Raw genomic sequence first — 12,339 nt, 5'->3', positions numbered from 1 at the left:
CTTGGGAAAATTCTTAGAGTGAGCTGTTCAAGGCCGTGGTGAGCTTGCCGAGCGTGGCGTGGAGTTGCTGGATCTCCGCGGCGGACAGTCCAGCGGCATCGGTCAATGCCTGGGGCACGGCCTGGGCGCGGGCACTGAGTTCCCTGCCGGCGTCGGTCAGCACAACGTCAACCCGGCGCTCGTCCTGAGAGGACCGCTTACGCTCCACCAGGCCCAGGCCCTCAAGGCGCTTGAGGAGCGGCGAAAGCGTGCCGGAATCGAGGCCCAGTTCGGCGCCCAGTTCGCGGACGCTGCGCGGTTCCTGCTCCCACAGCACCAGCATGACCAGATACTGCGGGTAGGTCAGGCCCAGGTCCTCCAGCACGGGGCGGTAGACCGCTGTGGCTGCTTTGGACGCCGAATACAACGCAAAGCAGACCTGGTGGCGGAGGCGGGGAGCATCACTCATGAATAAAACGATAGTGCACAATTCAATTGTGCACAACTCAATTGGCCGACACTAACCCGAACAGCTTGCCGATAAGCGAGTTTTTGAGGGGAAAGAACGCGCTTGACGGCTTGGTTGAGGTTAGGACTCCAGGTCGCGGATTGTCCGCAGGGCAGCGCCGGTAAGGACCCGCACCGCGTATCCAAGCGCACGCTCATCCACAATGAAATCGCCGCGGTGAAGGTCATACTCCTCGCCGCCAGGGGTATGCGTCCCAAGCCGCATCATGGCTCCGGGAAGATCCGCGAGGAACCACGCGAAATCTTCTCCGCCCATGGACTGCGGGGTCAGGACCACGGCGTTCTCGCCAAGTTCCGCCCGCGCGGAAGCCTCGATCAGGGCGGTCTCATGCTCGGAGTTGACCACCGGCGGCACTCCGCGGGTGTGTTCCAGGTGCACATCAACGCCGTAGGGTGCTGCCACCTGCTTGACGACGTCGTCCAGCAACTCGCCGGCACTGTGCCAGGCGTCCCGGTCCAAGCAGCGCATGGTGCCGGCCATGTAGCCGGACGCCGGGATGGCGTTAGGAGCCGATCCGGCAGAAATCTGGCCCCACACCACTGAAACACCGCTGCGGACATCCACCCGGCGGGAAAGAACAGCCGGGACGTTGATGGCGATCTGCGACAAAGCGAAGACCAGGTCTTCGGTCAGGTGCGGCCGTGACGTGTGTCCGCCACGCCCGGAAAGTTCAATTTTGATGGTGTCCGACGCCGACGTGATCGCACCAATGCGGGTGCCAATCTGGCCCACGTTGATCCGGGGATCACAGTGCAGCGCCAGGATACGGGGAACCCCTTCCAGCACACCCTGCTCGATGCAGGACAAGGCGCCTCCGGGCATGGTTTCCTCGGCGGGCTGGAAAATGATGCGTACCGTGCCGCCCAACGGATTGTTCTTGTGCATCCGGTGCAACACCAGGGCAATGCCCAGCATGGTGGTGGTGTGGATGTCGTGCCCGCAGGCGTGGGTGACGCCGTGATTCTTCGAAGCGAACGGAAGGCCGGTCTCCTCGATGATGGGCAGGGCGTCAATGTCGCCGCGGAGTGCTGTGGCAATGGGCCCTTCGCCAACATCCACAGTGAGCCCGGTGCCCTCGAGCCGGCGTGGCTTCAGGCCCGCTGCCTCGAGGCGCTCTACGAGCTTGTCGGTGGTCCTGAATTCCTTGAAGGACAGTTCAGGGTGCGCATGGAGGTCACGCCGGAATTCGATGAGTCCGGGCAGGAATTCGTCAACCCACGGACCAACAACGGGAGTGGGCTCGGTTTCAGTCGTGTAATTGCGCACGTCACAACTCTAGCCATGCGCGGCCCCCGAAGAACGAAAGCCACCTCTTGGTTACGCTGCGTTCAGACGCAGGGCAACCAAAGAGGTGGCTCACGGTATAAGCAGATGCGTTACAGCACGTCCGTGTCGCCGCTGGCTTTGAGGGCGTCGACGGTGCCCTTGACCAGTTGCGCGTGCTCCTTCGTGGTCACCAGCAAGGCGTCGGGGGTGTCCACGATGACCACGTCCTTGATGCCGATCAGGGCAATGACGCGCTTGGTGTCGGAAACCACCACGCCGCTGGCATTCTCCGCGAAGACGCGGGCGCCCTCACCCAGAACGGTGACTTCGTCGACGTCGCCGGCGTTGTTCAGGCGACCGATTGCGGCGAAGTCGCCGACGTCGTCCCAACGGAAAGTGCCAGGCACGACGGCGACGTCCCCAGCTTCCGCTGCGGGCTCAGCCACGGCGTAGTCGATGGCGATCTTGGGCAAGGTTGGCCAGACACGGGCCTTGACCTCGTCGCGCTGGGGCGTGTCCCACGCTTCGGCGATCTCCTGCAGCCCCGCGAAGAGCACCGGCTGGTTCGCTTCGAGGTGCTTCAGCATGAGTGCGACAGGCGCAACGAACATGCCCGCGTTCCAGACGTAGTCCCCGGCTTCGAAGTACTTGTTGGCCACTTCCTGGCTGGGCTTCTCAACAAACTCGGCCACGGCCATGGCATTGGGGGCACCCTCGACGTTCAGGGCCGCGCCTGAGCGGATATAGCCGAAGCCCGTTGACGGGTGCGTGGGCTTAATGCCGATGGTGACGATCTTGCCCTTGGCAGCTGTATGGATCGCCTCACGCACGGCCTCCTGGAAAAGGTCGTCCGGGCTGATGACCTGGTCTGCGGCGAAGGAACCCATGATGGTCTCCGGATCGCGGCGGTGCAGGATCGCGGCGGCCAGCCCGATGGCAGCGCCGGAGTCTTTGGGCTCGCTTTCGAGGACGAGCTCGTCATCCCCTACCTCAGGCAGTTGGCGGCACACAGCGGCACGGTGCGCTTCACCGGTGACCACCAGCACGCGGTCTCCGGCCAGCGGCTCGAGCCTGTCATAGGTGGCCCTCAACAACGTGCTGCCCGAACCGGTCAGGTCGTGGAGGAACTTGGGCGCAGCGGCACGCGAGAGTGGCCACAGCCGGGTCCCCACACCGCCCGCCGGAATGACCGCGTGAAAGCGGTCCAATGGCGATTCCGGGTATTTCGCGTCTTCTGTACTCACCGCAACACTTTATCCTGTGCAAGCAGGAAGCCCCGCAGAACGCCACGCATGTGGCGTTCGTCTCAGGCAGTTCCCAAAATTGCCTGAATCCGGGCAGGAAACATGGAATTAACAAGCAGAGAAGTCCGTCCTAAATTGAATATGCTGTGAGCGAAGCCTAGATTTAGGCGTGAGCTACGAGTGCTCTCGCAGCAGGCGTTCCCCCCGCATGGATCCCATGCCAGCGCCGCTGTGTTGCAGGAAGGTTTAATCAGTGCCGACAAAACCAGCTGGCACCTTGTACCGCGGCCGTGAAGGCATGTGGTCCTGGGTTGGACACCGTATTACCGGTGTAGTGATCTTTTTCTTCTTGTTGGTCCATGTGCTGGACACCTCATTGGTGCGCGTGTCCCCTGAGGCCTACACCGCCGTCATCGGCGCATACAAGAACCCCCTGATGGCCCTGGGTGAAACGGGCCTGGTCGCAGCGATTATCTTCCACGCCTTCAACGGCCTGCGTGTGATCGCCATCGATTTCTGGAAGAAGGGCGCGAAGTACCAGCGCCAGCTGCTGTGGATCGTGCTTGCACTGTGGCTGGTCACGTTCGCCGGCTTCGCCATCCGCCACCTTTCCCTTGCGCTGGGAGGCCACTAAGCCATGACAACCATCGAATCCCCGCGCAGCGGGAAAATCGGGAGCGGCAAGATCGCGCCGAAGTACAACCGCAGCGGTTCCAGCCGCGGCAACTTCGAGATGATCGCCTGGCTCTTCATGCGCCTCTCCGGCATCGTCCTGGTGGTGCTGATCTTCGGCCACCTCTTCGTGAACCTGATGGTGGGCGAGGGCATCCACGCCATCGACTTCGGCTTTGTTGCCGGCAAGTGGGCCGATCCCTTCTGGCAGTTCTGGGACCTGGCCATGCTGTGGCTTGCCATGCTGCACGGCACCAACGGCGTCCGCACCATCATCAACGACTACGCCGAGAAGGATTCCACTCGCTTCTGGCTCAAGATGGTCCTTTACGCGGCCACCCTGGTCATCATCATCCTGGGCACTCTGGTGATCTTCACCTTCAACCCGTGCCCCGTCGTCGACGGCGTTCAGCTGCCTGGCGGATTCTGCCCGGCCCCGTAGCGGGCTGTGCCACAGCGGCGGTCCGGTCCCTCCTTGGAGTAAACCGGTTCGCCGGACGTAGCGGAGCAGCCTCCGCCGACCATCTGAATTTTGAAAGAGAGAGCATCTGGTATGCAGGTCCATAAGTACGACGTCGTCATTGTCGGTGCAGGTGGCGCCGGCATGCGCGCCGCGATCGAGTCCGGTCAGCGCGCACGCACAGCGGTACTGACCAAGCTCTACCCCACCCGTTCGCACACTGGTGCGGCACAGGGCGGTATGTGTGCAGCACTGGCCAACGTCGAAGAAGACAACTGGGAATGGCACACCTTTGACACCATCAAGGGTGGCGACTACCTGGTTGACCAGGACGCAGCCGAGGTCATGGCGAAGGAAGCCATCGACGCCGTGCTGGACCTGGAAAAGATGGGTCTGCCGTTCAACCGCACGCCTGAGGGCCGCATTGACCAGCGTCGCTTCGGTGGCCACACCCGCGACCACGGCAAGGCTCCTGTCCGCCGTGCGTGCTACGCAGCTGACCGTACCGGCCACATGATCCTGCAGACGCTGTACCAAAACTGCGTCAAGCACAACGTTGAGTTTTACAACGAGTACTACGTCCTGGACCTGCTGATCGTCGAAGAAGACGCAGTACGCGAAGACGGTACGCCGTACAAGCAGAAGCGCGTTGCAGGCGTTGTCTCCTACGACCTCGCTTCCGGCGAACTGCACGTCTTCCAGGCCAAGTCCGTGGTGTTCGCCTCCGGCGGCGCCGGCAAGGTCTTCAAGACCACCTCCAACGCCCACACCCTCACCGGTGACGGCATGGGCATCGCGTTCCGCCGCGGTATCCCCCTGGAAGACATGGAGTTCTTCCAGTTCCACCCGACCGGCCTCGCCGGCCTGGGCATCCTCCTCACCGAGGGTGCGCGTGGTGAAGGTGCCATCCTGCGTAACTCCGAGGGTGAGCGCTTCATGGAGCGCTACGCCCCCACCATTAAGGACCTCGCACCCCGTGACATCGTGGCCCGCGCCATGGCCAACGAAGTGCGCGAAGGCCGCGGCTGTGGTCCGAACAAGGACTACGTCCTCCTGGACCTGACCCACCTTGAGCCTGCGCACATCGAGGCCAAGCTTCCGGACATCACCGAGTTCGCCCGCACCTACCTGGGTGTGGAACCGTTCACGGATCCGGTTCCCGTGTTCCCCACTGCGCACTACGCCATGGGCGGCATTCCGACGAACATTACCACCGAGGTGCTGCAGGACAACGACACGATCGTGCCGGGCCTCTACGCAGCCGGTGAAGTTGCCTGTGTCTCCGTGCACGGCTCCAACCGCCTCGGCACCAACTCGCTCCTGGACATCAACGTGTTCGGCAAGCGCGCCGGTATCGCCGCTGCGGAGTACTCCAAGACGGCCGACTTTGTTGAGCTGCCGGCTGACCCCGAAGCCATGACCCGTGGCATCCTGGACCGCCTGCTCACCGGAAACGGCACTGAGCGTGTTGCGCAGATCCGCAAGGAACTGCAGGACACCATGGACGCCAACATGCAGGTGTTCCGTACCAAGGAATCGCTGGAGCAGGTCCTCCGTGACATCGCTTCCTTCGAGGAGCGGTACAAGAACGTCACGGTCCAGGACAAGGGCAAGCGCTTCAACCTGGATCTCCTGGAAGCCGTGGAGTTGGGCTTCCTCCTGGACATGGCCAAGGTCATGACCGTCGGTGCGCTGCACCGTGAAGAGTCACGCGGTGGCCACTACCGTGAGGACTTCCCGGACCGCGACGACGAAAAGTTCATGAAGCACTCCATGGCTTACCTGGACAACACCATCACCGCCGCGTCCTCGGCGGAATCTGTTGCGGGCATCCGTCTCGAGACGAAGCCCGTCATCTTCACCCGTTACGAGCCGATGGAGCGTAAGTACTAATGACGACCGAAATGGCAGAGCCCGCTTCCAAGATCGAGCTCCCGGCAAGCGTTGCCGGCGACGGTGAAATCCCCACGTTCCACATCACGCTTCGCGTACGCCGCTACGATCCGGAAATCTCGGACGAGGCACGCTGGGACGACTACAAGCTGACCATGTACGGCACGGACCGCGTGTTGGATGCCCTCCACAAGGTCAAGTGGGAGATCGACGGAACTGTTTCCTTCCGCCGCTCCTGCGCCCACGGTGTCTGTGGTTCCGATGCCATGCGCATCAACGGCCGCAACCGCCTCGCCTGCAAGACGCTGCTGAAGGACCTGGACACGTCCAAGCCCATCACCGTCGAGCCGATCAAGGGCCTCCCCGTGGAGAAGGACCTGATCGTGGACATGGAACCCTTCTTCCAGTCCTTCCGCGAAGTCATGCCGTTCCTGATCAACAAGGGCCACGAGCCCACCAAGGAACGCCTGCAGTCCGTCGAGGACCGTGAGCGCTTTGACGACACCACCAAGTGCATCCTGTGTGCCGCCTGCACCTCGTCCTGCCCGGTCTTCTGGACCGACGGCCAGTACTTCGGTCCGGCAGCGATCGTCAACGCACACCGCTTCATCTTCGATTCCCGTGATGACGCCGGCGACATGCGCCTGGAAATCCTCAACGACAAAGAAGGTGTGTGGCGCTGCCGCACCACCTTCAACTGCTCCGAAGCATGCCCCCGTGGCATCCAGGTGACCAAGGCAATCGCCGAGGTCAAGCAGGCCATCCTGGCACGCAAGATCTAGTTAGCCGTTCCCTTAAAGAACAGCACGACGACGGCGCCGCTCACCCCACATGGTGACCGGCGCCGTCGTCGTTAATCACCGTCAGCAAACCGGTTATCGCACCACAAGGAGACCAGCGTGTCACGCCCTGAGAAGATCAGTTTCACCGGAAGCACCGGCGACACGCTGGCCGGCATCGTGGATGTCCCTGAGAGCCCCGTCCGCGGTTGGGGCCTTTACTCGCACGGCCTGACCCTTGGCAAGGACAGCCCCGCCGCCTCGCGCATCTGCAAGGGCCTTGCTGAGCAGGGAATCGGGATGCTGCGCTTCGACAACCTTGGCCTGGGTGGATCCGAGGGAGAGTGGTCTGCGGGCTCGTTCAGCGTCAAGGTGGCTGACACGATCCTGGCCGCCGGGTTCATGCGCGAACAGGGCCGCTCGATTTCTTTGCTGGTAGGCCACTCCTTCGGCGGTGCCGCTGTCCTGGCGGCGGCCCGCGATATCCCCGGGCTCAACGCAGTGGTGACCGTTGGTGCCCCCTACGAACCCAAGCACGTCGAGCACATGTTCGACGCCGAGATCGAATCGATCCTGCGCGATGGCAGTGCCGTGGTGGATCTGGGCGGACGGCCCATGGAGGTCCGCAGGCACTTCGTGGAGGATGTGGAGCGGGCGGACCTGCGCGACTGCATCCGGACCCTCCACAAGCCGCTCATGGTGATGCACTCCCCCACCGACAACACGGTGGGGATCGATAACGCCAGCGAGATTTTCCGCACCGCCCGGCACCCCCGCAGCTTCATTTCCCTGGAGGGCAGCGAACACCTGCTCACCGGGAAGGGCCAAGCAGCACGGGTTGCACGAATCATTGCCGCGTGGGCCGACCCCTACCTGGAAGTCTCCTAAAGCAACGCGGGGTCACTTGTGGCCCATGCTCCACCCCTGGACGGGCCAAAAGTGACCCCGCGTTGCTCTTGGCTACTTGCCGATGGCGGCTTTGCTTTCGCTGAGCCACTGTTCCGCAGCCTTCTCGGGAGTGAGCCGCTTGAACAGGACATCGGTGTTGATGCGGGCCGTGATCTCGGAGACCGCCGTTGAACCGGTGGGACCGATGAACGTCGGCGCGAACTCCATCTTGCCGATCTGGTCGATGTACGCTGCCTCGGTCTTGCCCTGTGGCGTCAGGAGATCCTGAATGGCGGTACGCATGCCGGCATTGCTGGGCACACCGCGGTCGCTTTGAACGATCTTAGCCGCGGCCTCGTTGTTGACCAGAAAATTGACCAGTTTGGCTGCTGCATCAGTGTGCTTGCTGCGGGCGGAGATGGTGTAGAACTGCGAGGACTGGAGCCAAATGCCGGGAGTGGGCGTCTCACCCGGCAGCTTGAGCAGTTTCAGCTCGGCACCGGAGGCTTTGCTCAGCGCAGTCAGCGAATTGCTCCAAGTGAGCATCATCCCGGCCTGCCCCATGCCCATGAGCGTCTGCTCGGTGCTGACATTGAGTTTCTCAACGGTCTCCGATGCGCTGGGGGCCGCACCGGTTTCGCTGAGTTTCAACGAATAATCGAAGTAGGCCTGAACCGTGCCCTTGTCCAAGCCAAGCTGTCCGTCCTGCGTGTAAAGCGACTTGCCGCGCTGCCGGGCGAAGGCGTCCAGTGAATCGTGGGTCAGGACGGTGGCTGTACCGTAGGTTCCCTTCGGGCTCTTATCGGTAATGTCCTTCGCGGTCTTGGCGAAATCGTCCCAGGTCCATGAGGTGTCGTCGGGAAGTTCCACGCCGGCCGCCTGGAACACGGCGGGGTTAGCCACAATTGCCAGTGCGTTCGCGCCGGTGGACACCCCGTACTGCGCGCCCTTGACCTGGCCATTCTCCAGGGCACCCGGGTCCAGTTTAGAGAGGTCCAGGGAATCCTTGACCTTGGAAAGGTCCAGCAGCGCTCCCCTGTTTGCGTATTCGGCGGGGTACGCTCCACCCATGGTAATGACGTCGGGAGCGTCGTTTGCAGCTACCTGGGTTGCGAGCTTGTCGAAGTAACCGCTGATATCGCCGTATTCGGGCTTCACCTTGATGTTGGGGTTGGCGGCCTCGAACTCCTTGATGGCTTTGCTGGTGATGTCCGCCCGGGTTGCGTTGCCCCACCAGGAGAACCTGATTTCCACTGGGCCATTCTCCGGCTGGTTTGAGGACGGGCTGGAGCAGGCCGCAGTGAGGCCCATCAGGCCGAGAGCGGCGGCGAAGGCGATGGATTTTTGGATGATACGGAGAGATTTACGCGCCATTGGGTAAGCTTCTTTCAGACTCAAGAAAACGGTTCCTGAAACGTATCAAGGCGGTGTATATTCGTCAATAGTTTGGGGCATGAACTATATCTGCAGCAGAGGAAACCACCGTGTCGCACAGCTTGGATGACATCCAAATCAGGGATCCATTCGTACTAACACTGCCCGCCTCCGGGCGGTATCTGCTCTTTGGCAGTACCGACCGGAACATCTGGTCCGGCCAGGCAACGGGTTTCGATTGCTACGGGAGCCGTGACCTGATCCACTGGGAGGGACCAGTGGCAGCCTTCCGCCCGTCCCCCGGATTCTGGAGCCAAGAACAGTACTGGGCCCCCGAAGTCCACCAGTACCAAGGCCGGTACTTCATGTTTACCACATTCATTGCACCCGGCCGGCTCCGTGGAACCCAGGTTCTTGCCGCGGAAGCGCCGGAAGGACCATTCGAACCGTGGAGCGACGGTCCGCTCACCCCGGCAAACTGGCAGTGCCTGGACGGGACCCTCCACGTGGACCAGCAAGGGACGCCGTGGATGGTCTTCTGCCACGAATGGAAGCAGGTACATGACGGCGCCATGATGGCCCAGCGCCTCAGCACGGACCTGAGGACCGCCGAGGGCGTGCCGGTGTTCCTCTTCAGCGCCTCGGAAGCGCCATGGTCCCGGGCCTTGGATGTTCCGTCCGCAAAGGACCGGGAGTTTCCTGTCCATGTCACCGATGGCCCGTTCTTATTCCGGCTCAGCAGCGGCAAACTGATCATGCTGTGGTCCAGCTTCGGTGACAACGGCTATGCCATAGGCATAGCGCGCAGCACCTCCGGGACTGTGCTTGGGCCATGGATCCAGGAGAAAGCACCACTGTGGAACACCGACGGCGGCCACGGCATGATCGGCCGCAGGCTCGACGGCGGCTTGTTCCTTACCCTCCCCCAACCCAACAAGACTCCGTATGAGCGGGCCGCATTCTTCCCACTGCGGGAACTTGAAGACACCGTTGTCCTCCAACCAGCAACCCAGGAACGGGATCCGCACCGTGCGTAACAACAAACCCATCGACCGCGAGAAACTCGTCCGCCGCCACAACGTCCGGCAGCACCAGCTCGACCCGCGAAGCCCCGTATCCGTCGGCAACGGCGAATTCGCCTTCACCATGGACCTGACCGGCTTGCAGTCGTTTCCGGGCGCCTATCCCGTTGGCGCACGCGACGAGCTGCCACCGGGGACCCTACTGGGGACCCAAGCGCAGTGGGGCTGGCACTCCGTTCCCTCCGAGCAGCCGCACGACCTTGCAGGTTCCACCGTCATGTATGACTCACCACGGGGTCCTGTCCCCTACGTGGACATGGTGGGCGACATCGTCAACGACCGGGAAACGGGCACGTCAGAGGCAGAAAACTGGTTGCGGGCCAACGCACACCGGTTGGACTTGGGCCGCATCGGACTGCGCTGGCTGGATCACGGCTCTGAACGCCCGCTGGACCAGGCGGACATCACAGACGCCGAGCAAACGCTGGACCTGTGGACAGGCGTGGTTACCAGTCGCTTCACACTGGCCGGTTACCCCGTCAAAATCACGACGGCGTGCCACCCGTACCGCGACGAAGTCGCCTTCCGCATTGAGTCGCCCGCCCTCCGGTCCGGCCTGGTAATAGGCGTGGACTTCCCTTACGGTTCCGAAGCTTGGCATGACGCCGCTGACTGGACCAGGCCGGACGCACATTCCACCGTTGTGGGCGTGCCCATGTCCTCTGCCGATGACCAAGGGACGACCGCTTGGCCGGTCTTCCGTGCACTGGACAACTCCCGGTACCGGGCGTTGATCACCGGGCTCAGTCTGGGAGTTGAACAGACAGGGCAACACACTATCCGTGTGTCCGCGGAGGACCGGGATCCGGGAGCTCCAGACGTGCTGGACTTCGCCGTCTTTTTCACCCCTTCCGGAGACGGCGACTGCATTCCACGTGGCTCTATCCGCTCAACCCCAGCGGCACCCCAGCCCGGCCTCCAAGCGGCGGCGGGATACGGCGTCGTGCTTTCAACTGCTGGAATCGTCATCGCCGCCTCCGCGCAGTATTGGCCGCAGTTCTGGTCCTCCGGCGGTGCCTTGGAACTGGAGGCCACGGACGATCCCCGGGCGAAGGAACTGGAACGCAGGATTGTGTTGTCGCAATACCTGACAGCGGTCAACTGCGCTGGTTCGTTGCCTCCGCAGGAAACAGGGCTGGTGTGCAACTCGTGGCGTGGCCGCTTCCACCTGGAAATGCATTGGTGGCATGCCGCGCATTTCGCGCACTGGAACCGGGTGGAGCTGCTCCTGCCGTCCCTGCGGTGGTACTCCACAGTCCTGGACAGCGCTCGGCAGACCGCCAAGGCACAGGGTTTGGACGGCGTGCGATGGCCCAAGCAGGTGGGTCCGGACGGCCGGGAAAGCCCCAGCACCATTGGCACCTTCCTCCTCTGGCAGCAGCCACACCCGATTTATCTCGCAGAGCTGGTGTATAGGGCCAACCCCAGCCGCGAGGTGCTGGAGGAGTTCGAGGAGATTGTTTTCGAGTCGGCCGCCTTCATGGCCAGCTTCGCGCATCCCACGTCCCGCGGCTTTGAATTGGGTCCTCCACTCGTGCCGGCCCAGGAAAGCTACGGCTCCATCAGGGCTACGGTCGCCAACCCCACCTTCGAGTTGGCGTACTGGCAGTGGGGGCTCAGAACAGCTGCCGCTTGGCGGGAGAGGTTGGGCCTGGAACCGGTGGAGGAATGGTCGGTGGTAGCGGACGGCATGGTCAAGCCACGGGTGATCGACGACGTGTACGCGGCCATCGACGTCGAGCCGTTCACCATCCGCACCGACCACCCCTCCATGTTGTGCGCACTCGGCGTCCTCCCGCAGACGGACGTGATTGATCCAGCGACCATGCGGGCAACCCTGACGGCTGTGCTTGCCGACTGGGATTGGGGCAGCACGTGGGGCTGGGACTACCCCGTGATGGCCATGACGGCTGCGCGGCTGGAGGACCCGGAAGCTGCGGTGGACGCACTCCTGCTGGACGCCGGGAAGAACACGTTCCTCGCCAATGGACACAACCGCCAAACCGACTCCCTGCCGTTGTATCTTCCCGGCAACGGCGGATTGTTGGCTGCAGTCGCTTTGATGGCAGCGGGTTGGGACAACGGACCTGAGCAGCACGCCCCGGGATTCCCTTCGGACTGGACCGTGAAGTGGGAGGGGCTGGCCAAGGCCCCGTAGCCTCCCGCGTTGCTC

At 62.8% G+C, this 12,339-nt stretch carries 11 protein-coding genes; 7 read left to right on the top strand and 4 right to left on the bottom strand.

Features of this window, described 5'->3' with window-relative positions; genetic code table 11:
• Positions 1 to 13: 13 nt before the first annotated feature.
• The 3 genes from LRQ04_RS08020 to LRQ04_RS08010 all read right to left on the bottom strand — a co-directional run bounded on the left by LRQ04_RS08020 (position 14) and on the right by LRQ04_RS08010 (position 3,018).
• A complete protein-coding gene (locus LRQ04_RS08020; protein WP_235519245.1) occupies positions 14 to 448 on the bottom strand; it encodes a MarR family winged helix-turn-helix transcriptional regulator in 435 nt (144 codons plus the stop codon).
• 120 nt (positions 449 to 568) lie between these two features.
• A complete protein-coding gene (locus LRQ04_RS08015; protein WP_235519243.1) occupies positions 569 to 1,774 on the bottom strand; it encodes an amidohydrolase in 1,206 nt (401 codons plus the stop codon).
• 110 nt (positions 1,775 to 1,884) lie between these two features.
• Entirely contained in the window at positions 1,885 to 3,018 is a 1,134-nt protein-coding gene (locus LRQ04_RS08010) for a mannose-1-phosphate guanylyltransferase (protein WP_235519238.1), read from the bottom strand.
• 253 nt (positions 3,019 to 3,271) lie between these two features.
• Between LRQ04_RS08010 and sdhC the strand changes: the two genes are divergently transcribed.
• The 5 genes from sdhC to LRQ04_RS07985 all read left to right on the top strand — a co-directional run bounded on the left by sdhC (position 3,272) and on the right by LRQ04_RS07985 (position 7,710).
• A complete protein-coding gene (gene sdhC / locus LRQ04_RS08005) occupies positions 3,272 to 3,652 on the top strand; it encodes a succinate dehydrogenase, cytochrome b556 subunit (RefSeq protein WP_211713083.1) in 381 nt (126 codons plus the stop codon).
• 3 nt (positions 3,653 to 3,655) lie between these two features.
• On the top strand, positions 3,656 to 4,132 hold the full coding sequence (locus tag LRQ04_RS08000; RefSeq protein ID WP_235519237.1) for a succinate dehydrogenase hydrophobic membrane anchor subunit: 477 nt from the start codon (positions 3,656 to 3,658) through the stop codon (positions 4,130 to 4,132).
• A 111-nt stretch (positions 4,133 to 4,243) separates the two neighbouring features.
• Complete coding sequence (gene sdhA, locus LRQ04_RS07995) at positions 4,244 to 6,043, top strand: succinate dehydrogenase flavoprotein subunit (protein ID WP_235519235.1); 1,800 nt, start codon at positions 4,244 to 4,246, stop codon at positions 6,041 to 6,043.
• A complete protein-coding gene (locus tag LRQ04_RS07990) occupies positions 6,043 to 6,825 on the top strand; it encodes a succinate dehydrogenase iron-sulfur subunit (RefSeq protein WP_211713080.1) in 783 nt (260 codons plus the stop codon). Before sdhA ends, LRQ04_RS07990 begins: the two co-directional genes overlap by 1 nt.
• A 117-nt stretch (positions 6,826 to 6,942) precedes the next feature.
• A complete protein-coding gene (locus LRQ04_RS07985) occupies positions 6,943 to 7,710 on the top strand; it encodes an alpha/beta fold hydrolase (RefSeq protein WP_235519233.1) in 768 nt (255 codons plus the stop codon).
• Between the two features lie 72 nt (positions 7,711 to 7,782).
• Here LRQ04_RS07985 and LRQ04_RS07980 read toward each other — a convergent pair whose 3' ends face one another.
• Positions 7,783 to 9,084, bottom strand: a complete 1,302-nt coding sequence (locus LRQ04_RS07980) for an ABC transporter substrate-binding protein (RefSeq protein ID WP_235519232.1) — start codon at positions 9,082 to 9,084, stop codon at positions 7,783 to 7,785.
• 110 nt (positions 9,085 to 9,194) lie between these two features.
• On the opposite strand from LRQ04_RS07980, the gene LRQ04_RS07975 reads away from it, so the two are divergent.
• On the top strand, positions 9,195 to 10,121 hold the full coding sequence (locus LRQ04_RS07975; protein ID WP_235519230.1) for a glycoside hydrolase family 43 protein: 927 nt from the start codon (positions 9,195 to 9,197) through the stop codon (positions 10,119 to 10,121).
• Between the two features lie 109 nt (positions 10,122 to 10,230).
• Positions 10,231 to 12,324, top strand: coding sequence for a hypothetical protein (locus LRQ04_RS07970; protein WP_235519741.1), 2,094 nt, complete (start codon positions 10,231 to 10,233; stop codon positions 12,322 to 12,324).
• The last annotated feature ends 15 nt before the right edge of the window (positions 12,325 to 12,339 follow it).

It is taken from the genome of Paenarthrobacter sp. AR 02, assembly GCF_021538675.1.
GTDB lineage: Bacteria > Actinomycetota > Actinomycetes > Actinomycetales > Micrococcaceae > Arthrobacter.
The sequence above is the reverse complement of the archived record's forward strand: the minus strand, read 5'-3'. Positions and strand labels throughout refer to the sequence as shown.

What these genes read in the sequence shown, in the direction of transcription:
- LRQ04_RS08020 (WP_235519245.1), bottom strand. Translation starts at nt 448, where the DNA reads ATGAGTGATGCTCCCCGCCTCCGCCACCAGGTCTGCTTTGCGTTGTAT.
- LRQ04_RS08000 (WP_235519237.1), top strand. Translation starts at nt 3,656, where the DNA reads ATGACAACCATCGAATCCCCGCGCAGCGGGAAAATCGGGAGCGGCAAG.
- sdhA (WP_235519235.1), top strand. Translation starts at nt 4,244, where the DNA reads ATGCAGGTCCATAAGTACGACGTCGTCATTGTCGGTGCAGGTGGCGCC.
- LRQ04_RS07990 (WP_211713080.1), top strand. Translation starts at nt 6,043, where the DNA reads ATGACGACCGAAATGGCAGAGCCCGCTTCCAAGATCGAGCTCCCGGCA.
- LRQ04_RS07980 (WP_235519232.1), bottom strand. Translation starts at nt 9,084, where the DNA reads ATGGCGCGTAAATCTCTCCGTATCATCCAAAAATCCATCGCCTTCGCC.
- LRQ04_RS07970 (WP_235519741.1), top strand. Translation starts at nt 10,231, where the DNA reads ATGGACCTGACCGGCTTGCAGTCGTTTCCGGGCGCCTATCCCGTTGGC.